Consider the following 21,685-nt stretch of genomic DNA (forward strand, 5'->3'; position numbering starts at 1 on the left):
CCGGCGAGGAACTAGGGGTCGACGAGGGTGAGCGCCTGGCGTGGACAGAGGGACACGGCATCCGCTGCCGCGGCGAGCAGGGTGTCCGGGACCGGCACGTTCGAGCCGGCGCCGGCAGAACCGTAGCCGTAGGCGAGCGGGTAGCCCCAGTCGTCGCGGGCCAGCAGTTCCGGCAGGATCTCGGTGCAGAGCCCGCGGCCGTCGCACCTCGTCCAGTCGATGTGCAGGAGGGCGGCGGCCGGGCCGCGGGCCTCTGGGGTGCGCAGATTCATCGGTGGTCCTTTCGGCAGTGCCCGTTCAGGTGCGCGGTGACGTCATCGGCGAACACCGTGAGCGTGCTGAGCACGAACCGGGCGGTGCCGTCCGGGTGGTTGCAGGAGCCCCGCCCCGTGACGATGGCCGCGAGACGGCGTACCTCCCCGGGGAGCCCCGGGTCGCGGTCCCCGGTGGCGAGACGCCCGAGCACGGCGGCCATCGCCGGGAGCCCGTTGACACAGGGGCCGCACTGGCCGGCGGTCTCGCCGGCGAGGTAGCTGGCGACCGCGGCCGCGACCGCGACCGGGCAGCGCCGTTCGCCGAGCCCCATCAGGATGCCGGCGCCGGGGTTCGCGCCGAATCCGGCGAGGTCGGCGCGGTCGAGGCGGGCCTCGAGGGCGTACGCCGGCAGCCAGGCGCCGTGGTAACCGCCGACGAGCACTGCCGAAAGGCTCCCGGTGTCGACTCCGGTGAACCGGAGCACGTCGCCGATGCGGGACCCGCCTGCGACCTCGAGCACCCTCGACGGATGCCCGTCGCTGCCGACCGTGACGAGTCGCGTCCCCGGATCCCCCGTCGTGCCCACCGACCGGAACCAGGCGGCGCCGAAGCGCGCGATCAGCGCGATGTGGGCGAGGGTTTCGACATTGTGCAGCAGGGTGGGCCGGCCACCGAGGCCGGATTCGGTCAGCCGCACGGTGCGGTCCTGGGGAATCGGCGCCCTGCCGGCGAGGGCGTTGACGACGGCGGATGCCTCACCCGAGATGAAGGTGTCCGCCGCTTCCCGCAGTTCGATCGCGGAGGCATCCGCCCGCTCGGCGAGGGCGCGGGTGGCGGACTCGATCACCGAGGCCTGGGCGTAAAGGTAGACGGAGTGGGCGCCGAGGGCGCCGGCGACGGTGAGGAGCCCGTCGATGACGAGGTGCGGCGACCGGAGCAGCAGGGTCGCGTCCTTCTGGCTGAGGGGTTCGCCCTCCGCGGCATTGCCGATCACGACGACGCGGCGGCGGCGGGCTCGTTCGCGGGCAGGGACGGCGGCGAGCTTGCGCCACGCCGGGAAGCCAGCGCCGCCGCGGCCCTCGAGACCGGAGTCGCGGAGGGCGGCGAGGAGTGCCGCCGAATCCGCGTGGGCGGGCAGCGGGCCGAAGGTCGACTGGTGGGTGGCGTAGTCGGCGGCAGGGGCGGCCGTGAGCCGGGCGGTGCCGACCGGGGCCTGGACGGCGGGGAACAGCCAGGTGTCCGCTGTGCTGCTCATGAGGCCCTCTCGACTCTGACGTTCTGGTACTCGATGAAACCGCGGCTCAGGCGCCAGACGAGCGCGGCGACCACGGCGATCGAACAGGTCGCGGCGAAGGCGATGAACCAGGTCTGGCCGACATCCGTGCCGTTGCCGATGGAGTGCAGCAGCGCAACGGGCCACATCAGGTAGGTGAGCCAGTGCACGGCCTTGAAGACCCGCACGCCGACGACACCGCGGAGGAGTGCTGTGATCACGATCGCGAGCATCAGGTCGACGGCGAGGGTGCCGAGACCGAGCCAGAAGGGCTTGGCCGCGCCGAGGAACGGCACGACGAAGTCGACGAGCCGGAGCTGGGCGTAGGAGTCCCCGAACAGCGTGACGAGGTGGATGGCGAGGAACGCGGTCGCGAGCAGAGCAACGTTGCGGTGCACGAGGGCGACAGAGAAGCGGGGCAACGTGAAGAGCGGCCTGCCGGACCGGTTCAGGATGCCGAGCAGGACGGACACGGTGAAGAGGGCGAGGGAGACGACCCCTGTCCCGCGACCGAGCGCCCAGAGCGCCTCGTTCACAGGAACGACCTTTCGGCTTCGGCGTCGGCTGCAGCCGGGGTTTCCGAGGTTTCCAGGGCCTCTGACCGGTTGTCGTCCGGCCAGCCGCCGAGGGAGACGACCACACCCTCGGCGTCGACGAGGCGCGCGGGAACGCCGAGTTCGCGCAGCCAGGCGACGGCCTTGTGGCCGCGGACGATCGCGGCCGTGCTGAGCGTGTTGGCCCGGTGACAGGTCCCGGCCGCGACCGTGACGCTGCGCCAGACGGGTTCGGCGGGCAGCCCGGAGGCGGGGTCGAGGATGTGGTGCTGGGGGCGGCCGGCCTTCGTCCAGCGGCGCTTCTGGGTGCTCGAGGTCGCGAGGGCGAGGCCCTCGGCAAGGGTCACGTGGGCGCTCGGGTCGATCGGGGCATCCTGGACCAGGACCTGCCAGCCTCCCGCGGGCGCCGGACCTGCGGTCGCGATGTCGCCGCCGAGGCTCACGAGCACGCCGCAGCCGAGTTCTGCGACGATACGGGCGGCGACCTGGTCGGCGGCGGCGGCCTTCGCGGTCGCTCCGAGGTCGATGCCGAGGTGGGCCGGCACGGTCAGGCGGTTGCCGACGAGGCGCACACTCGCCCAGCCGGGCCGGGGTGAGGCGATCGCGCGCACCGGGACGCCGTCGTCGAGGATCAGGCGGATGTCGTGGTCGTAGCCGATCGCGCCGAGGGCGTTGGCCAGGGTCGGGTCGACATCGCCGTCGGTCTCCGCCGCGGAGGCGAGGGCGAGGCGCATCAGTTCGGCGAGTGTGTCGCTCACGAGGGCACCGACCGGGAAGAGCGGGGCCTTCGTCAGGATCTCGGAGTCCGGGCGGAACCGGCTCGAGGCGAGTTCCACGCGCTCGAGCACGGCGTCGGCGATCCGGCGGGCCTCCGGGAGGAGCGCGGGGTCGGTCACGACGAGGCGGGCGCTCGTGCTCCAGAGACTCCAGTCGTCGGTCGCGAGGGTCGCGACGGCGGCCATCAGGACCCGCTCGTCTTGGCGTGCACCTTGGTTCCGCTGCCCGAGGACACACTCGGCGCAGCGGGCGCCGCGGGGGCGGCGGTCGCCTGGGTCGTCGTGCTCCCGGACGTCGTGCCCGAGTCGCCCGAGGTCGTCGTGGTCGTCGTGGTCGCGGAGGCGTCCTGCGTGGCGAGCGAGTCGGCCCAGTCGTGCAGGCCGAGCGCAGAGGCTGCGACGACGGCGAGGAGTCCGATCGTGCCGGTCACGATCCGGCTGAGCTTCTTACCGCGTTCGTGAGCATTCATCTCCGTGCCACCCTTCATTCGTTGACACTAACTACGGTGCCAGCGGACTCTATGGGTTTCCTATGCAGCCACCTTGAGGGAACAGGGTGTTAGGGAGAGGCGCACTGCGGAGGCTCACAGGTCCACGCGCAGGCAGACAAAACGGGCCGCCACCCGAAGGTGACGGCCCGTTTCGTTGAAGTTCAGCTTCAGAAGTGCGCGATATCGACGCGGCTTCCGGTTTCGTGCCTGACTAGCGACGCAGTCCGAGACGCTCGATGAGCGAGCGGTAGCGGGCGATGTCGATGTCGGACAGGTAGCCGAGCAGACGGCGACGCTGACCAACCATGAGAAGCAGGCCACGACGGGAGTGGTGGTCGTGCTTGTGCTCTTTCAGGTGCTCCGTGAGGTCGAGGATGCGCTGCGTGAGCATGGCAATCTGGACTTCGGGGGACCCGGTGTCGCCTGGGTGGGTAGCGTACTTTTCGATGATCGCCTTCTTAGCATTAGCTTCGAGTGCCATAGATGGGATCCCCTTTCTCTCACTGCGCGGTGCCCGTGGGCCGAATGCCTGGGCTCTCTTGTTCCGCGGCCGTTGGACGGCAACCTAGAGAGCTTAGCAGAATTCAGAGCACGCTGAACCGGTCGGTCAACGGTCCACGCCCCGTGCCGGCGAGAAGCAGCTCCGGGCCCTTGCCTCCGCGCACGGCGAGGTCGCCGAGCAGGTGCACGGCGATCGACACCGCGGACTCCGGCACCGTCGGCGGAATGCCGAGGCTCGCGGCGAGGTCGCAGCCGTGCACGGCGAGTTCGAACACGCGCGTGGGCAGGTAGTCGGCCAGCAACATCCCGCCGAAGGGCGTCAGCACGAACTCGTCGCCGGTCGCGCGGTCGACCTCGGCGAGCACGCGTCCGACGATGCCGGCGACGGATACCGCGGGCTCGGCCCCGAGGGCCCGTCCGGCCGCCCTGCCGCGCTCCGCGACCGCGGCAGGATCGCCGGCCCCGACGCCGATCACGCCGTAGTAGTCGACAGCGCTCCCGATCTCGACCTCCGGCGGGTGCTCCGGGTCGACGGACACCTCGCGCCCGGCCGCAAGATAACTCTCCACGGTGAGGAGCGAGCGACTGGTATGGCCGACGAGGTCGCGCACGGTCCACTCCCCGAGCGCGACCCGCTCCCACTGGTCCGTGATCGTCGCGGTGGTTCCGGCGAACCAGCCCGCGGCATCCCGGTAGGCGGCCCGGCTTTCATTCCAACTGGTCATCGCGTCATTCTAGAGCGGCGGCATCCGCTAGAACACGTGGGCGGCGATCTCGGCGGGCGCGGCCAACAGGCCCTCGATCTCGTCGTCGAGACGCACGAGCGTGAGCGAAGCCCCGGCCATGTCGAGGGAGGTGCAGTACTCCCCCACGTAGCTGCGCCCGACCGTGATGCCGCGGCGGGTCAGTTCGTCGTGCGCGTGCCCGTAGAGGATGTAGAGCTCGCTGATCGGGGTGCCGCCGAGCCCGTTGATCATGAGAGCGACGCGGTCGCCCGCGACGAAGGGCAGGTCGTTCACGACGGCCTCAAGCATCTCGTCGGTCATCTCGTCAGCGGTCGTGAGCTTGGCCCGCCGGCGGCCGGGTTCGCCGTGGATTCCGACGCCCACCTCGATCTCGTCCTCGCCGAGCTCGAAGAGCGGTGACCCCTTCGCGGGCGGGGTGCAGGAAGTGAGGGCGATGCCCATCGTGCGGGTGACGCTGTCGACCTTCTCGCCGATCCGGACGAGCTCGTCGAGGGAGGCGCCGGCCTCGGAGGCCGCTCCAACGGCCTTCATCACGAAGAAGTTGCCCGCGACGCCGCGACGACCGACCGTCCAGGTCGAGTCCTGCACGGCGACGTCGTCGTCGATGAACAGGGTCTTGACGTTGATGCCGTCGGACGCGGCCATCTCCTGGGCCATTTCGAACGCCATCCGGTCGCCGGTGTAGTTGTTCACGAGCAGCAGCACGCCCTTGGGCGAGGCCATCAGCTTGGTGGTTTCGTAGACGTAGTCCATCGGCGGGGCGGCGAACACGTCGCCGGGGCAGGCCGCGTCGAGCATCCCCCGGCCGACGGTCATCACGTGGGCGGGTTCGTGCCCGGAACCGGAGCCCTGGATGATCGACACCTTGTTCGGGTTCGGGCCGCCCGCGCGCATGATCAGGTTGTACTTCGGCTCGTAGCGGAGGGTGTCCGGGTTGGCGAGGGCGATGCCCTTGAGCATATCCGGCACGTACATTTTCGGGTCGTTGACGAATTTCTTCATGTGTCCATCTCCTTCGTGGGTGGTCCGGAACGTGCAGCAGATCGTGCGGAATAGCGTGCGGAAGGTCGTGTGGATCAGAGGTCGTCGCGCGCGGCCCATTCCCGGCTGAGCCGTTCGAAGATCACGGCGACGGCGACGGCCCCCGGGTCTGGGGAACCGATGCTGCGTTCCCCCGTGTAGCTCGCCCGGCCGCGGCGGGCCTGCAGGAAGCTCGTCGCGTCCGCGCGTTCCCGCGCGACGACGGCGGCACGGGCCAGCGCAACCGTGCCGGCACTCCCGGCGTGGATTTCGGCCTCGAAGGCATCCGTTGCCGGGACGAGGGCGTCGAGGAGGGTCTTGTCGCCGAGATCGGACTTGCCCCGCGCTTTGATGCCCTCTGTCGCTGCCCGGAGCATGGCGACGACGTCGTCGCCGTCGAGGTCGGTCTTGCCTGCGACGGCCGCCGATGCCCGCAGGAACGCGGTGCCCCAGAGCGGGCCGGAGGTTCCGCCGATCCGTCCGGAGATGACGAGGGCGATCTTCTTCAGGAAGTCGGCGGGGGAACTGCGGTCGAATTCCGGCCAGTCGGCGAAAACGATCTCGAAGCCGCGGGCGAGGGAGAACCCGAAGTCGCCGTCGCCGACGACGGCGTCGAGGTCGCCGAACTCGCGTTCGTTGTCGACCGCGGTCTGGGCGATGCTGTGCACGACGAATTCGGTGTCGTCGAGACTGCTGCGGGTCATGGGGTCTCCGGTTCCGGGGAGGTCGGTCCTGGTGTGATCGGTCCTGGTGCGGCCAGGATGGCGGTGAGATCGGTCAGTTCGACGGTGCGGCCGACGTCGAGGCGCAGCGGGTCCTTCAGGGTGATCGCGGTGGGGCCGCCGGGGTCGCCGAGCGAGGTGACGACGAGGGAGGCGCCGGTGAAGTCCTCGGCCGCCGTGTAGCCGCTGACGGTGATGAGCGTGCGGAGACCCGCGGCGAGCGCCGCCTGGAGGCCGTTGGCGCTGTCCTCGATGACGAGGGCCTCGGCTGCCGGGACACCGAGTTCGCGGAGGGCGAGGAGGTAGATGTCGGGGGCTGGCTTCTTGGCCGCGACGATGTCCCCCGCGAAGACCCGGAAGTGCGCGGCGAGGTCGGGTCCGACCGCCTCGGTGAGCACGGCGCGGACGGATGCCTCAGCCGACGTGGATGCGACGGCGAGCGTCCAGCCTGCCGCGTCCGCGTCCGCCGTGATCCGTCTGATGCCGGGGCGGCCGGGGAGTGCGCCGCGCGCCACGGCGTCGGTGTAGATCGCGGTCTTCCGTCGATGCCAGCGCGCGACGGCCTCGTCGAGGGCGCCCGGATCGTCCGGAAGGCCGATGACGGCGGCGACCGCGGGCGTCACGGCGCTCCGCATCCGCTCCTTGCCGCCACCGATCTTGACCTTGACGGCGTAGTCGGAATCGCTCCACCGTACAGGGACGGCGAATTCCCGGAAGGTCTGGTTGAACGCCGGCAGGTGGCCGTCGCGCTCGGTGTCGGCGAGGACGCCGTCGCAGTCGAAGATGAGGGCCGGCATCCGTCAGGCCTTCCCTGCGCTGCCGAATTGCTCGGCGAGTCCACGGGTCAGCGCGACGATGTCGGAACGAACCTGCCCGAACAAGGATGGCGGGTCCCACTTGTCGCGCGCCTCCGCGTCTTTGAGATAGGCGAGGCTCGACTGCATGAAGGTGATCTTGAGCGCCGTGGAAATGTTGACCTTGGCGCACCCGAGCGCGATGAGTTCGGCGAACTGGCCCGGGCTCAGGCCGCTCCCGCCGTGCAGGGCGATCGGGATCGGGTGCGCCGTGACGATGTCGCTCACCCGCCGGAAGTCGAGGACCGGTTCCCGGGTGTAGACGCCGTGGGCGTTGCCGATCGCGGGTGCGAAAACGTCGACGCCGGTCTCCTCGATGAAGCGCAGGGAGATCTCGAGGGACTGCCTCGCGGATGCCGTGTCCGAGCCGATGCCGTCCTCGACCCCGGTGATCGACTCGATCTCACCCTCGACGTGCGCACCGAAGGTGCGGGCCTCCGCGACGACCTCGATGGTCTGCCGCTGATTTTCCGCGACCGGGAGCCGGGACGCGTCGAAGAGCACCGAGTTCCAGCCGCGCTCGAGGCATTCGGTGATGACCGCCCGGTCGGGGCAGTGGTCGAGGTGCAGCACCACCGGCACGTCGATGCCGGCGGTCATCGATTCCCACATGCTGAAGAGCACACGCGACCCGATCGACTTCACGGTCTTGACCGAGGTCTGCACGATCACCGGTGACCGCGCCTCGACCGCCCCGGCCAGGACGGCCTCCATCGTGAGGTCGTTCACGATGTTGATCGCCGGCACGCCGTAGCGTTCCGCGAACGCGCGGTCGACGACCGATTTCAGGGTGGACACCGACATTCCAGGCCTCCTCGCCGGAGTGGGGCCGGTGTCCGGGCCCGGGTGTCACCGGGTCGCCGTCAGCCGGATGCCGACATCGTAGGCTGCAACCCCGGCCCCGACAATGGCCTCAGCTCTCAGGCCTCACGGCCCGAGGAGGTGGATCCTGTCCCTGGGTCAGCCGTCGCGCTGGACGCGGGCAGCGGCCGACGTGCCGCCGGCACCGGACTTTCCGCGGAAGAATCGGCGCGGCGGCGGGCTCGGGGCGACGGCGACGGGGTGGTCCCAGACGCGCACGATCGACCACGCGACGGCGACGAGCGGCACCGCGAGCACCGCGCCGGCGATGCCGCCGAGCACGGTGCCCGCCGTGAGGGCGACGAGGATCACGAGGGGGTGCAGCTTGAGTGCGCCGGCCATCACGATCGGGTTCAGCAGGTCGCCTTCGAGCTGGTTGACCACGACGACGATGACCACGACGATGAGAGCGACGATCGGCCCGTTGAAGACGAGGGCGACGAGCGCGGCGAGGATCCCGGCGATCGTCGCGCCGATCAAGGGGATGAATGCTGTGAGGAAGACGATCGCCGCGAGCGGCAGGGCGAGCGGCACCTGCAGGATGGCCAGGCTCGCACCGATGACGACGCCGTCGAAGAGCGCGATGGTCGCGGTCCCGCGCACGTACTGTCCGAGGACCGTCGGTGCGGTCGTGCCGATGCGGCGGGCGCGCGCGAGGGCGGAGCCGCGCAACGGCGTCAGGAAGAAGGCCCAGATCGACGCGGCGTCCTTGAGGAAGAAGAACAGGATGACGACGACGAGGGCGGCTCCGGTGAGCACCTCGGCCGCGGCGGACACCCCGGCGAGTGCGCCGCTGCCGAACTCGGCACTCGTCACGAAGCCGATCACGGCGTTCCTGGCGGCCTCGAATTGGGTGGCATCGAGCGACAGCGGGCCGGTCGTCAGGTAGCCCTGCAACTGGTCGAGGCCGTCGGAGGCCGCGGTGACGAGCTCGGACCACTGGTTGCGCACGGCGAAGACGATCAGGGTCACGATGCCCCCGAGCACGACGACCCCGCCGAGCAGGGTGAGCCAGGTCGCCAGCGTTCGCGGCACTCCACGGGCGCGCAGCCAGCGCACGAGTGGGCTGAGCGCCGCCGCCAGGATGAGCGCGACGAGCGTGGGGATCACGACGAGTTTGAGCTGCACGAGGGCGAACACCACGCCGATTCCCAGCACGATCACGACGATCAGCTGGGCGCTGCGGATGCTCAGCCACCCCAGCCGGTCGACGAGCAGCGACTTCAGGGTGCTGTCCCTGGCACCAGAGTGCTCGGACCCGGCGGACTCAGCCGGAGTCTGCCGTGGTGTCTGCCGTTGTGCCTGCTGAGGGGTTCGCTCGGGCTTCGCTCGCATGCGTCCCATGGTAGGCCGGGTCGGGCCGCCGTCCCCGAACCTCACCAATTCGACGGAGTTTTTGAGTTTCACACCTGTGGGAGGCACATTTTCGGGGTGTTCAGCCCACAATCTCCGTCGAATTCGTCAGGGCGAAACGCTCAAGGACCTCGCCGATTCGGCCTCTGCACCCGCCGCAGCCGGTTCCGGCGCGGGTGGCCGAGCCGATGCAGGCGACGTCGGTGTTTCCGGCCGCCGCTGACGCGGTGATCGCGCCGACCGTGACCCCGTTGCACCAGCAGACCGTCGCGTCGGGGGCGAAGGCGTCGCCGCCGCCCGCCGGGTCGACGTCGGGGCCGTCGTAGCGCAGCAGCAGCGAACGGTCGGCGGGCAGTTCGCTGCCGCGCTCGAAGAGCAGGGCGAGTTCGGCACCGGTGCGCGGCATCCCGACGCAGATGAAGCCGGTGAGGATGCCGCCGCGCGTGACCATCTTCACGTAGCGGCCGTGCTCGGGGTCTGACCACTGCGACACGCCCAGGCGCGGCGCGGTCGCGCCCGGTGCCGCCGCGCAGTCCCTGCCGTGAACGGGCTCGGCGGCCCCGTGGCCGTCGTCCGGGTGCGCAGGGTCGATGTCCCAGGGGTCAGCGCTCGTGTCGCCGGCGGCGACGACGTCGATGCCCTCCGCCTTGAGCATGACGACGCCGTGCGCCTGCACGGCGAGCGCCGGCCCGAAATCGGCGGGAGCAGCCACATCGGCGGCGGCAGTCGCAGGAGAAGTGACTGCCCCAGCCCGGGCATCGTGCTCGATTTCCGCGGCGAAGCGGGCGGCGAGCCAGTCGGCCTGGCGCCAGCCGGGTCCGATCAGGCCGGTGGGCCCTCCGGCAGGCGTGGCCGTGGAGGCGCCGGGGGCCGGCCGGGGGGCGACGTGCGCACAGTCGCCGATCGCGAAGACGGCGGGGTCCGTCCAGCTCCGCAGGGACTCGTCGACGAGGATGCCCGTCGACACGCTGAGGCCGGCGAGGCCGGCGAGTTCGGTGCGGGCGCCGATGCCGCAGCTGAGCACGAGCAGGTCCCCGGGGATCTGCTTGCCGTCGGCGCAGATGAGTGCGTCGAAGCGGTCGTGGCCGTCGGCGTCGACGGTGAAGAGAATGCTCTCGGCCCTGGCGTGGCTGACCATGGTGACGCCGGCCCTGCGGGCGCTGCGGGCGAGCACCGTTCCGCCGCCACGGTCGAGATTGCGGTTCAGCGGGATGTCGGCGTGGTAGACGACGCAGACGTCGCTCCCGGCCTGGGCCGCGGCAAGCGCGAACTCCATGCCGAGCACCCCGGCGCCGAGCACGACGATCCGGCCTCCGGAGCGGACGGTCTCGAGCACCGTCGCCGCGTCGTCGAGGTCGCGGAGCGCGGTGACCCCGCGCGGCAACGGCGCGTCGGCGGTGTCGAGTGCACCGGCATCCGTCGGCGGGCGCATCAGGGTGCGGCGCAGCCGGGTCACCCCGTCGAGGGTCGGGACGTTGGCCCGGGCACCGGTCGCAAGCACGAGCCGGTCGTAGCCGAGGTCCGTGCCGTCGCCGAGGGTCACCGTGCGTCGCACCCGGTTGATCCGGGTGACGATCTCGCCGGTGCGGATGTCGACGCCCGCCGCCCTGGCCGCGTCGGTGTCCGTCACCTCGAGGGTGTCCCGGTCGGAGCGGCCGACGGCGTAGTCGGCAATGAGCACCCGGTTGTAGGCGTCCGCCGACTCCGCTCCGACGACGGTCAGGGTGGCGAGGCCGGCCCGCACGACCGGGAGCAGCTCCTCGACGAGGCGGGCCCCGACCGGGCCGTAGCCGACGAGGACGATCCGGCTCGGCGCCGGGGAAGCGGGAACGGCTGCGGGAACGGCAGCGGGAACGGCAGCGGGAACGGCAGCGGGAACGCTCCCGACGGGTGCTGCGGGGATCGGCTCAGGCATGGGCATCCGTTCGAATCGACGGGACGGAAACGGGACCGGCAGGCCCGGACCCCGGTGTCCGCACGAGCGCGCGCACCCGCACGGTCGTGCGCTTGAATTCCGGCATGCCCGAGACGGGGTCGGTGGCCCCGAGGGTGAGCAGGTTCGCGCGCTGGGCACCGGGGAAATGGAACGGCAGGAACACGGTGTCTGGGCGGATGCCGCCGGTCACCTCGGCGACACAGGTCACGGTTCCCTGCATGTTGCCGACCTCGACCTCGCCACCGTCGACGAGACCGAGTCGGGCCGCGGTCGCCGGGTGCACCTGGAGCCTGGCCTGAGGCTGGGCCTGGTGCAGCTCGGGGACCCGGCGGGTCTGGGCCCCCGACTGGTAGTGCTCGAGGAGCCGGCCGGTGATGAGCGTGACCGTACCGTCCCGTTGGGCCGGCGCATCCGTCACCCTCGCGTGCACGGCGACGATGCGCGCGCGGCCGTCTGCGTGCGCAAAACGGTCGAGGAAGAGCCGCGGGGTTCCGGTCGACCCGACCGGGTACGGCCAGTATGCGGCCTCCCCCGTGTCGAGCAGCCCGTAGCTCAGTCCGGAATAGTCGGCCAGGCCGCCCGCGCTCGCGAGGCAGAGCTCGTCGAACACCTCGGCCGGGTCGGCGCTGAAGGTGCCGGCGGAGCCGAGCCGGCGCGCGAGTTCCTGGAAGATCCAGAGTTCGCTCCGCACCCCGTCCGGCGCGCCGATCGCGGTACGGCGGCGGATGACCCTGCCCTCGAGCGAGGTCATCGTGCCGTCCTCCTCCGCCCACTGGGTGACCGGCAGCACGACGTCGGCGAAGCGCGCGGTCTCGGAGAAGAAGAAGTCGCAGACCACGAGGAAATCGAGAGCCTCGAGGCCGGCACGCACCCGGTTGGAGTCCGGGGCGGACACGACGACGTTCGAGCCGTGCACGAGCAGGCAGCGGACGCCGCCGGACACGCCGAGCGAGTCGAGCAGCTCGATCGCGGGCACGCCGGCCCCCGGCAGGCTCTCGGGCGTGACGCCCCAGACGCCGGCGACGTGGGCGCGGGCGGCCGGGTCGGTGATCTTGCGGTAGCCGGGGAGCTGGTCGCACTTCTGGCCGTGCTCGCGACCGCCCTGGCCGTTGCCCTGCCCGGTCAGGGTTCCATAGCCGGAATGGCGGGTGCCGACGAGGCCGAGCACGAGGGCGAGGTTGATCGCGGCGGTCGCGGTGTCCGTGCCGTCGACGTGCTGCTCGACGCCGCGCCCGGTGAGGATGTATGTGCCCGATCCGGCCGCGAGCCGGCGGGCGAGCTCGCGCAGCTGCGGCACCGGAACGCCGGTGAGCTGCTGCACCCGTTCGGGCCACCACCGGGAGACGCTGCGGCGGAGGGCCTCGAAGCCGACCGTGCGCCGTTCGAGGTAGTCGGTATCGATGAGGCGTTCGGTGATGACGATGTTGGTCAGGCCGAGCAGGAGCACGAGGTCGCTGCCGGGCGTCGGCTGGACGTGCATGCCACCGCCGTCCTCGGTGAGGCGCGCGGTCGCCGAGCGACGCGGGTCGACGACGATCAGGCCGCCGGCGCTCCGGGCGCCCTCGAGATGACCGATGAACGGCGGCATGGTCTGCGCGACGTTGGAGCCGAGGATGAGGATGGTGTCCGCCGCGTCGAGGTCCTCGACCGGGAACGGCAATCCCCGGTCTACGCCGAAGGCACGGTTGCCCGCTGCCGCGGCCGAGGACATGCAGAACCGGCCGTTGTAGTCGATCCGGGAAGAGCCGAGCGCGACCCGGGTGAACTTGCCCAGCTGGTAGGCCTTCTCGTTGGTCAGCCCGCCGCCGCCGAACACCCCGACCGAGTCGGCGCCGTGCCGCGCCCGGCTCCCGGCGAGCCGCTCGGCCACGAGGTCGAGCGCCTCCGCCCAGCTCGCCGGGGCGAAGCCGCCGTCCGGTTGCCGGAGCATCGGGGTCAGGATCCGTTCCGGGGATGTGAGCAGTTCCGCGGAGGTCCAGCCCTTCTTGCACAGGCCGCCCCGGTTGGTGGGGAACGCCCGGCCGGCGACGGTCAGACCGGGCCGCGCCGCGGTATCCGTGCCAGCACCGGCACCACCCGACTGCATGCCGATCTCGGCATACGTCGGTGTCAGGGTCATCGCGCACTGCAGCGCACAGTATGGGCAGTGCGTGTCGACGCCCGGGCGGGCGGCGGATGCGAGGGGTGCGGTCACGGGGTCTCCTGTTGCTGGTGGCGTCGGTGATGGCGCGGGAACGGGCGCGCGCTAGATGCGCTGCCCGGCCACGGAGGAGCCGCGGCGGAGGTAGAAGAACGCGGTGACGGCCATCATCACGAGGTAGGCGCCGATGAAACCGTAGATCGCGCCGGTGTAGCTGCCGGTCGCGATCTTCGAGTTGCCGAGGACCTGGGGAATGATGAATCCGCCGTATGCGCCGATCGCGGAGATGAGGCCGAGGGCTGCTGCGGTCTTCCGCTGGGTGCTCACGTCGCCCGAGTTGGTGTGGGCGTCGCTGACGCCGCTGCGGGCGGCGAAGACGCTCGGGATCATCCGGTACGTCGACCCGTTGCCGACACCGGTCGCGACGAAGATGAGCAGGAAGCTCGCGAGGAACAGCCAGAAGTTGCCGAGGGAGAGCACCGCGATCACGAGCAGCGCGCCGAGGGCCATCACGCCGAAGGCCGCGATCGTGACGCGGGCTCCGCCGAAACGGTCGGCGAGCTTGCCGCCGGCCGGGCGGGCGAGGGAACCGACGAGGGCGCCGAGGAAGGCGAGGGAGATCGACGCGGCCATGATGTGGAAGGTCGAGTATGCCGGGAACTGGTCGGCGATGAGCTTCGGGAAGACGCTCGCGAAGCCGATGAAGGAGCCGAAGGTGCCGATGTAGAGCAGGGCGAGGATCCAGAGGTGCGGTTCGCGGAGCGCGGCGAGCGAACCGGCGAAGTCGGCCTTGGCGCTCGACAGGTTGTCCATGTGCTTCCAGGCGCCCCACATCGCGACGAGGATGAACGGCACCCAGAACCAGCCGGCGAGCGAGAGGTTGAGTGTTCCGGCGGCACCGATGGTGATCACGATCGGGACGACGAGCTGGGCGACGGCGGCACCGAGGTTGCCTCCCGCCGCGTTGAGTCCGAGGGCCCAGCCCTTCTGGCTCTGCGGGTAGAAGTAGGTGATGTTGGACATCGAGCTTGCGAAGTTGCCGCCGCCGAGGCCGGCGAGAGCAGCCACGAAGAGCATCACCGGGAACGGGGTGGCCGGGTTGCCGACGCAGATCCCGAGGGCGATCGACGGGATCAGGAGCAGGCCGGCGGAGATGATGGTCCAGTTGCGGCCGCCGAAGCGGGCCACCATGAACGTGTATGGGAAGCGGAGCGTCGCACCGACGAGGCTCGGCATCGAGATGAGCCAGAAGATCTGGCCGGTGTCGAAGGTGAAGCCGGCCTTGGGCAGCTGCACGACGACGATGCTCCAGAGCTGCCAGATCACGAAGCCGAGGAATTCGGCGAAGATCGACCACTTCAGGTTGCGGGAGGCGATGGCCTTGCCGCCGTCGTTCCACTGGGTGGTGTCTTCGGCGTTCCAGTTGTCGATCCATCGGCCGGGGCGGTGGACGAGGCTCGGGCCGGTGCGGAGACCGGTTGTGGGGGTATCGACTGCAGTCATGGTGTTCTCCTCGGGAGGGGTGTGCAGGGGACGGACAGGGGAAGATCGGGGAAAGAGTCAGGGGAAACGTCGGGGGAAACGTCAGGCGGCTTCGGAGAGGTGCACATGCACCTCGCCGTCCTCGACCCTGACCGGATAGGTGCGCAGCGAGTACTCGGCGGTGGTGAAGCATTCGCCGGTCTCGAGGTCGTAGACCTGCTTGTGCAGGGGCGAGGCGATGGTGAACCGGTCACCGCGCGAGCCGACGATGCCGCGGCTCATCACGAACGACCCGGTTGCGGGGTCACGGTTGTCGACGGCGTAGAGGCCGCCGTTCGGAAGCAGCAGGATGGCGAGCTGCTCATCGCCGACGAGGGCGGCTTCGCCCCAGAGCGGCTCGAGTTCGTCGAGGGAACAGACGCGGATCCAGGTGCCGGGGTGGTTCACGAGTGATCCCGCTTTCTGTGAGGTATGCCTGCCGGGTGGGCGATTCCCTCACGCTAAATCGGCCACGTTTCGCGGGTCCGCGCCGGACGCGTCGAATGCGTAAAGAAGTCCTCACCCTCCCCGGGCGGGCCGGTGAGGTCCCGGTCACACCTTGTTACATGGGCGCAACCGAGGGGAAACGCGGCCCTTTTAGGCTGGCAGCACCACCTACGGAAGGCTCCGCCATGGACAACGTCACGTTCGACGCCGCTCAGGCTCACTCAGGGCCGTCCGGCGCCCCCCGACGCGTCCTCGTCATCGGCGGCGGCCCCGCCGCACACCGGTTCACCGAGGCCATGCAGGCCAGGTCCACCCCGGGTCATGGCCGCGAACTCCTCGTCCTCGGCGATGAGGACCACCTGCCGTACGACCGGGTCGCCCTGTCCCGCCGCCTCGTCGACTCCGAGGACCTCACCCTCGGCGACCGGGCACTCTGGGAGACCCCCGGCGTCACCTACCGTGGCGGCAGCCGGGTAGACAGCGTCGACCCCGCCGGCCGCACGGTCACCCTCGCCGATGGCGAGACCCTCTCCTACGACGAGCTCGTGTTCGCGACGGGATCGTCCGCCACCGTGCCGCCCATTCCCGGCGCCGAAGCCGGCCACGTCTATCGCACCATCGAGGACGTCGACTTCCTCGTCGCAGAGGTCGCCCATCTCCGCGAGCGGCTCGGCCGGCCCGCGAACGTCGTCGTCGTCGGCGGCGGCCTTCTCGGCCTCGAGGCCGCGGGCGGCCTGCAGCGCCTCGGCGGGCTCGCCACGATCGTGCACTCCGGCCGCTGGCTGATGAGCGCCCAGCTCGACGAGGGAGCAGGGCAGGCGCTCGGCCGGCTGATCGAGGCCCAGGGCATCACCCTCGCCCTCGGCAACCGGCCCACCGAGGTGCTCACCTCCCCGACCGGCCGCGTCCTCGGCGTCACACTCACCAACGGCACCCAGCTGCACGCCGACCTCGTCGTGTTCTCGATCGGCATCACGCCGCGCGACGAACTCGCCCGCGCGGCGGGACTCGAGCTCGGCCCGCGCGGCGGCATCGAGATCACGGATGCCTGCGGCACGTCGATCCCGCACATCTGGGCCATCGGGGAGGTCGCGAGCGTCAACGGCAGCTGCGTCGGCCTCGTCGCCCCGGCGAACGCGATGGCCGAGGTCGTCGCCGACCGGCTGCACGGCGGCGCCGCCGTCTTCCCCGGCATCGACGACGCCACCAAGCTCAAGCTCTCCGGGGTCGAGGTCGCGAGCTTCGGAGACGCCCTCGCCGCCGCGGAACACTCCCTCGAGGTCGTCTACGCCGACCCGGCCAGGGGCCTGTACCAGAAGATCGTCGTCACGGGAGACGCGAAGACCCTCCTCGGCGGCATCTTCGTCGGCGACGCCTCGCCATACACGGCGCTCCGGCCCCTGCTCGGCCGCGAGCTCGGCGCCGAACCGAGCGCCTACCTCTCCGCGGCCGGCGCCGAGCCGCCGGCGAACACCGACCTGCCGGACGACGTGCAGCTCTGTTCCTGCAACAACGTCTCGGTCGGCGCTGTGCGCTCCGCCATCCGCGGCGACGAGCACACCGAGGCCTGCACCGAACTCGGCCCGCTCAAGGCGTGCACCCGCGCGGGCACCCAGTGCGGCTCGTGCGTTCCCCTCGTCAAGAAGATCCTCGAGACGGAACTGACCCGGGCAGGCATCGCCGTCTCGCACGCCCTCTGCGAGCACATCGCGCTCAGCCGGAGCGAGCTCTTCGAATCCGTCCGCATCCTGCAGCTCACCCACTTCGACGAGATCATGGGCCGGTTCGGCAGCGGACTCGGCTGCGACATCTGCAAGCCCGTGATCGCCTCGATCCTCGCGACGCAGACCTCGGGGTACATCCTCGACGGCGGCCGCGGCGCCCTGCAGGACACCAACGACCGCGCCCTCGCCAACATGCAGAAGGACGGCACGTACTCGGTCGTGCCCCGGATCCCGGGCGGGGAGATCACGCCGGCCAAGCTCAAGGTCATCGCCGAGGTCGCCGCCGACTTCAACCTCTATACCAAGATCACCGGCGGCCAACGCATCGACCTGTTCGGCGCCCGCCTGGAACAGCTTCCCGACGTCTGGAAGATCCTCGTCGAGGCCGGGTTCGAGTCCGGCCAGGCATACGGCAAGTCCCTCCGCACGGTCAAGAGCTGCGTCGGGTCGACCTGGTGCCGCTTCGGCGTGCAGGACTCCGTCGCGATGGCGATCAACCTCGAGCTGCGCTACCGGGGACTCCGCGCACCGCACAAGTTCAAGCTCGGCGTCTCCGGCTGCGCCCGCGAGTGCGCGGAGGCGCGCAGCAAGGACGTCGGCATCATCGCGACCGACCAGGGCTGGAACCTCTATGTCGGCGGTAACGGCGGCTTCCAGCCCGCCCACGCGCAGCTCCTCGCCCAGGACCTCGACGACGAGACCCTGATCAAGTACATCGACCGGTACCTGATGTACTACATCCGCACCGGCGACCGGCTGCAACGCACCGCCCGCTGGCAGGAAGACCTCGAGGGCGGGCTCGACCACGTGCGCGACGTCGTCTGCAACGACTCCCTCGGTATCGCCGAGGAGCTCGAGGCCGCCATGCTCGCCCACGTCGGCCACTACGAAGACGAATGGGCCGCGACCCTCAAGGATCCGGAGCGCCTGCGCCGGTTCCGCTCCTTCGTCAACGCCCCCGGAACCGCGGACCCCGCGCTCATGCAGGTCATCGAACGCGACCAGCCCCGGCCGGCGCGGCCTGCGGAGCGCGAGGCCGTGCTGCTCTCCGGTCCGAGCATCCCGGTCCGGCCCCGTGACACCACTGCCGCCGACACCGGTACCGCCATCACCACCGAACGCGCCATCGAACTGCGACAGGGAGTGTGAACCATGGACATCAGCCTCGACCTGGCCGGCCGCCGGGTCCTCGTCTTCGGAGGTGCCCTCGCGGCCAGGCGGGTGCTCGCCCGGTTCCTGGCCGCAGAGGCGATCGTCTACCTCGCCTCTGTCACCGTCGACGGGCATCCGCCGGAACGGCCGCACCCGCAGGTGCGCCCCGTCGAATACCCGCATTTCCCGCACGGCTGGCGTGACCTCGTCTCGGCGGTCGACCTGGTCGTGCTCGTCGAGGTCTCCGAGTCCACCGAGCGCATCATCGTCGATGCCTGCGCCGCGCAGCGCGTCTGGCTCAGTCGCGAACCCGCGGCGTCCGTCGCCCCGCTCGGCCGGGTGACCCTCGTCGGCGGCGGCCCCGGCGACGACGGTCTCCTCACGATGGCCGGTGTCCAGGCGCTCCGCGACGCCGACATCGTCTTCTACGACAAGCTCAGCCCGCACGACCGGCTCGACGAGTGGTGCCCCGGTGCCGAGCACGTCGACGTCGGCAAGACGCCGGGCCACCACGCCACCCCACAGGCCGACATCGAGCGGATGCTCGTCGACAGCGCCCTCGCCGGCCTCACCGTCGTCCGCCTCAAGGGCGGCGACCCGTTCGTGTTCGGGCGCGGCGGCGAGGAGGTACTCGCGTGCCGCGAGGCCGGCGTGCCGGTCACCGTCATCTCCGGGGTCACGAGCGCGATCTCGGTGCCGGCCGCCGCGGGCATCCCGGTCACCCACCGGGAACTCAGCCGGGTCTTCACCGTGCTCTCCGGCCACGCGCCGCTCAGCGAGAACGAGCTCGCCCACCTCGCCGGGCTCGGCGGCACGATCGTGGTCCTGATGGGCGTCGGGACCCTGCCGCACCTCACAGCGGGGCTCGCCCGCCACGGGATGCGGACAGACATGCCCGTCGCGATCATCGAGCAGGGCTTCTCTTCCCGCCAGCGCACCACGAAGGCCCGGCTCGACACGATCACCCCGCTCGCCGCGAAACTCGGCGCCCGCTCCCCCGCCGTCCTCGTGATCGGTGAGGTCGTACGATTGTCCCAGCACGACGACGCCGCCAGCGAGGAGCTGTTGCAGGCCATCGCGGGCAACGCCGAGCACGCACTGAACGCCGAGCACTGACCGGGGACATCCGCCCCGCTTCCCCCAGCCACCTGCCACCATCCAACGAGCCGGAGACACCGTCAACGACACGAGCGCCGAAGCAAGCCAGCCCGGGTTCCGCGCAGACCAGCTCGAGGGCTTCCGCATCGCCGTCACGAGCGATCGGCGCTCCGAGGACCTCATCGCCGCCTTCGAACGCCGCGGCGCCGAGGTCGTCCACGCGCCCGCCATCCGCATCGCGGCCGCGGCGGACGACGCCCGCATCACGAGCGACACCCTGACGATCATCGCCGCCCGGCCCGACATCCTCCTTGCGACGACCTCGTACGGCATCCGGCGCTGGTTCGAGGCGGCGGATGCCGCGGGTGTCGGCCACGAACTCACCGACACCCTCGCGCACTCCAGCATCCTCGTGCGCGGCCCGAAGGCGCGCGGCGCCGTGCGGGCGGCAGGCCTCGACGACGACGGGATGAGCGACGAGGAGACCACCAAGTCCCTCGTCGACTACGTGCTGCGGGACGGCGCCGCCGGGAAGACGATCGCGGTGCAGCTGCACGGCTTCACCGACCAGCCCCAGCTCGAGCGCCTCGTCGCCGCCGGCGCGACGGTGCTGACCGTCGCGCCCTACCGCTGGCTGCTCCCGGAGGACTCCGCACGGGTGCTGCGGCTCGTCGACCTGATCTGCGCGGGCGGCGTCGACGCGGTCACCTTCACAAGCGCCCCTGCCGTGATGGCCCTGTTCGGCGTCGCCGACTCGATCGGCCGTCTGGAGGAGCTGCAGGACGCGTTCAGTGAGACCGTCGTCGCCGCGGCCGTCGGCCCCGTCACCGCCGGCCCCCTGCTCGCCGCCGGGCTGGCACCGATCGTGCCGGAGCGGTTCCGGATGGGCGCGCTGATCAAGCTCGTCTGCGACCACCTCGAGCAGCAGCGGGTGCTGCGCCTCGACACCCGGTTCGGGCCCGTCGAGCTTCGCGGCCGGCTGTTCTCCCTCGCCGGCGCCCAAACCACTCTGCCGCCGAGCTCACTGACGCTGCTGCGCGTGCTGCTCGCCGCCGGCGGAACGGTCACCTCCCGGGCGAGCCTCACCGCGACGCTGCCCGAGATGCAGGACGACCACGCCGTCGACGTCGCGATCAGCCGGCTGCGCCAGGCGCTCCCCGAGCCGGGCCTCGTCGCGACGGTGATCAAGCGCGGCTACCGCATCGACGTCTGACCCGCCCTCCCTCGTTCCGAATTCCGGAGTTGAGCGCATTCCGGGACAGAATCAGACCGGAATCGTGCCGAAAACGGCTCAACTCCTGAATTCGGAACACACCGGGGGTCAGGGGCGGGGCTGCATCCGGGCGGCGGCGACGGCCTCGAGCACGTCCTCCGAGCCGGCGTAGATACCGGAGGCACGCGGCCAGTGGCTGATCACGTCGGTGAAGCCGAGTTCTTCGGCCCGGCCGACGGCGTCGTCGAAGGCTCCGACGCTCTGCAGGGAGTAGCCGCCACCGCTGTCGAGGTTGAGGTACCGGTCGATCGAGCGAGGATCGCGGCCGACGGCATCCGCCGCGTCGTCGAGGCGCTCGGCGAGCGCGGCGACCTTCGTCCACCAGGCGTCACCGGTCGCGCCGTCGGGACCCGTCGTCACCCAGCCGGTGCCGTGGGTCGCCGCGAGGCGAAGCCCCTTCGGCCCGTTCGCCGCGATCACGAACGGGAGCCGGGGCGCCTGGGTCGGCGCGCCGACCATGCGTGCGCCGACGGCGGTGTACCAGTCGCCGGTGAAGTCGATGCCGGCCGTGCTGCCCTCCGGTTCCCCGCGGAGCAGCAGGTCGAGCAGGGTGACGAATTCGGTGAACCGCGCGTGCCGCTCCGGCCCGGTGTATGCCCGCTGGCCGAGCACGGTGGCGTCGAAGCCGGTGCCGCCCGATCCGACGCCGAGCAGGAACCGCCCGCCGGACAGCTCGTCGAGTGTCGCGAGTTCCTTGGCGAAGGGCACCGGATGCCGGAAGTTCGGGTTCGAGACGAAGGTCCCGAGCCGCAGGTCACGCGTCACGAGTGCGGCAGCGGTCAGCGTCGGGATCGTGGCGTGCCACGGTTCGTCGGCGAGGCTGCGCCAGGACAGGTGATCGTAGGTCCAGCCGTGGTCGAAGCCGAGACGTTCGGCGCCCCGCCACTTGCGGGAGGCTTCCGGCCAGGGGTCCTGGGGGAGGATGACGATTCCGTAGCGCATGGTCACAGTCTAGGAGCGTGTTCTGTTCGGCCCCCGGACCCGGTGT

20 protein-coding genes are annotated in these 21,685 nt (G+C 70.9%); 3 read left to right on the top strand and 17 right to left on the bottom strand.

From position 1 onward, the window contains the following. Positions 1-11 precede the first annotated feature (11 nt). From E3O46_RS02275 to nirD, 16 genes are all read right to left on the bottom strand, one after another. Entirely contained in the window at positions 12-272 is a 261-nt protein-coding gene (locus E3O46_RS02275) for a ferredoxin (RefSeq protein WP_134449596.1), read from the bottom strand. Further along, positions 269-1,510 (bottom strand): NADH-ubiquinone oxidoreductase-F iron-sulfur binding region domain-containing protein, encoded by a 1,242-nt coding sequence (locus tag E3O46_RS02280; protein WP_134561025.1) that lies wholly within the window; start codon positions 1,508-1,510, stop codon positions 269-271. Before E3O46_RS02280 ends, E3O46_RS02275 begins: the two co-directional genes overlap by 4 nt. Further along, positions 1,507-2,064 (bottom strand): ferric reductase-like transmembrane domain-containing protein, encoded by a 558-nt coding sequence (locus tag E3O46_RS02285; protein ID WP_134561026.1) that lies wholly within the window; start codon positions 2,062-2,064, stop codon positions 1,507-1,509. The genes E3O46_RS02280 and E3O46_RS02285 overlap by 4 nt, the downstream gene beginning before the upstream one ends. Continuing rightward, the gene (locus E3O46_RS02290) at positions 2,061-3,044 is read right to left on the bottom strand and encodes an FAD:protein FMN transferase (RefSeq protein WP_134561027.1); all 984 of its coding nucleotides are present in this window, start codon (positions 3,042-3,044) and stop codon (positions 2,061-2,063) included. Before E3O46_RS02290 ends, E3O46_RS02285 begins: the two co-directional genes overlap by 4 nt. Next, the gene (locus E3O46_RS02295; protein WP_134561028.1) at positions 3,044-3,346 is read right to left on the bottom strand and encodes a hypothetical protein; all 303 of its coding nucleotides are present in this window, start codon (positions 3,344-3,346) and stop codon (positions 3,044-3,046) included. Before E3O46_RS02295 ends, E3O46_RS02290 begins: the two co-directional genes overlap by 1 nt. Positions 3,347-3,560: 214 nt before the next feature. Next, on the bottom strand, positions 3,561-3,830 hold the full coding sequence (gene rpsO, locus E3O46_RS02300) for a 30S ribosomal protein S15 (protein ID WP_134449591.1): 270 nt from the start codon (positions 3,828-3,830) through the stop codon (positions 3,561-3,563). 103 nt (positions 3,831-3,933) lie between these two features. Continuing rightward, complete coding sequence (locus E3O46_RS02305) at positions 3,934-4,575, bottom strand: maleylpyruvate isomerase N-terminal domain-containing protein (RefSeq protein ID WP_134561029.1); 642 nt, start codon at positions 4,573-4,575, stop codon at positions 3,934-3,936. A 27-nt stretch (positions 4,576-4,602) separates the two neighbouring features. Next, positions 4,603-5,598, bottom strand: coding sequence for a dihydroxyacetone kinase subunit DhaK (gene dhaK, locus E3O46_RS02310; RefSeq protein WP_134449589.1), 996 nt, complete (start codon positions 5,596-5,598; stop codon positions 4,603-4,605). Between the two features lie 74 nt (positions 5,599-5,672). Beyond that, complete coding sequence (dhaL, locus tag E3O46_RS02315) at positions 5,673-6,320, bottom strand: dihydroxyacetone kinase subunit DhaL (RefSeq protein ID WP_134561030.1); 648 nt, start codon at positions 6,318-6,320, stop codon at positions 5,673-5,675. Beyond that, entirely contained in the window at positions 6,317-7,135 is an 819-nt protein-coding gene (locus E3O46_RS02320) for an HAD-IA family hydrolase (protein WP_134558590.1), read from the bottom strand. The genes dhaL and E3O46_RS02320 overlap by 4 nt, the downstream gene beginning before the upstream one ends. Before the next feature lie 3 nt (positions 7,136-7,138). Then, positions 7,139-7,996 carry a class II fructose-bisphosphate aldolase gene (locus E3O46_RS02325; protein ID WP_134561031.1) on the bottom strand — a complete coding sequence of 286 codons (858 nt, stop codon included), beginning with the start codon at positions 7,994-7,996 and terminating at the stop codon, positions 7,139-7,141. Between the two features lie 156 nt (positions 7,997-8,152). Beyond that, on the bottom strand, positions 8,153-9,388 hold the full coding sequence (locus tag E3O46_RS02330; protein ID WP_134561032.1) for an AI-2E family transporter: 1,236 nt from the start codon (positions 9,386-9,388) through the stop codon (positions 8,153-8,155). 100 nt (positions 9,389-9,488) lie between these two features. After that, a complete protein-coding gene (locus E3O46_RS02335) occupies positions 9,489-11,321 on the bottom strand; it encodes an NAD(P)/FAD-dependent oxidoreductase (protein ID WP_134561033.1) in 1,833 nt (610 codons plus the stop codon). Further along, the gene (locus E3O46_RS02340; RefSeq protein ID WP_134561041.1) at positions 11,314-13,461 is read right to left on the bottom strand and encodes a molybdopterin oxidoreductase family protein; all 2,148 of its coding nucleotides are present in this window, start codon (positions 13,459-13,461) and stop codon (positions 11,314-11,316) included. The genes E3O46_RS02335 and E3O46_RS02340 overlap by 8 nt, the downstream gene beginning before the upstream one ends. A gap of 126 nt (positions 13,462-13,587) precedes the next feature. Beyond that, positions 13,588-14,985 carry an MFS transporter gene (locus E3O46_RS02345; protein ID WP_134449584.1) on the bottom strand — a complete coding sequence of 466 codons (1,398 nt, stop codon included), beginning with the start codon at positions 14,983-14,985 and terminating at the stop codon, positions 13,588-13,590. 81 nt (positions 14,986-15,066) lie between these two features. Then, entirely contained in the window at positions 15,067-15,411 is a 345-nt protein-coding gene (gene nirD / locus E3O46_RS02350; protein ID WP_134449583.1) for a nitrite reductase small subunit NirD, read from the bottom strand. Between the two features lie 224 nt (positions 15,412-15,635). Here nirD and nirB point away from each other — a divergent pair, with 224 nt between their 5' ends. From nirB to E3O46_RS02365, 3 genes are all read left to right on the top strand, one after another. Continuing rightward, positions 15,636-18,323 (top strand): nitrite reductase large subunit NirB, encoded by a 2,688-nt coding sequence (gene nirB / locus E3O46_RS02355; protein ID WP_134561034.1) that lies wholly within the window; start codon positions 15,636-15,638, stop codon positions 18,321-18,323. Between the two features lie 3 nt (positions 18,324-18,326). Beyond that, positions 18,327-19,442: a uroporphyrinogen-III C-methyltransferase gene (gene cobA, locus E3O46_RS02360; RefSeq protein ID WP_134558838.1), complete on the top strand. Its 1,116-nt coding sequence runs from the start codon at positions 18,327-18,329 to the stop codon at positions 19,440-19,442. Between the two features lie 163 nt (positions 19,443-19,605). Then, positions 19,606-20,637 (top strand): uroporphyrinogen-III synthase, encoded by a 1,032-nt coding sequence (locus tag E3O46_RS02365; RefSeq protein WP_241984937.1) that lies wholly within the window; start codon positions 19,606-19,608, stop codon positions 20,635-20,637. Positions 20,638-20,745: 108 nt separating this feature from the next. On the opposite strand, the gene E3O46_RS02370 is transcribed toward E3O46_RS02365, so the two are convergent. Beyond that, on the bottom strand, positions 20,746-21,639 hold the full coding sequence (locus E3O46_RS02370) for an LLM class flavin-dependent oxidoreductase (RefSeq protein ID WP_134449579.1): 894 nt from the start codon (positions 21,637-21,639) through the stop codon (positions 20,746-20,748). Positions 21,640-21,685 lie beyond the last annotated feature (46 nt).

Source organism: Cryobacterium glucosi, from assembly GCF_004402235.1.
Classification (GTDB): domain Bacteria; phylum Actinomycetota; class Actinomycetes; order Actinomycetales; family Microbacteriaceae; genus Cryobacterium; species Cryobacterium glucosi.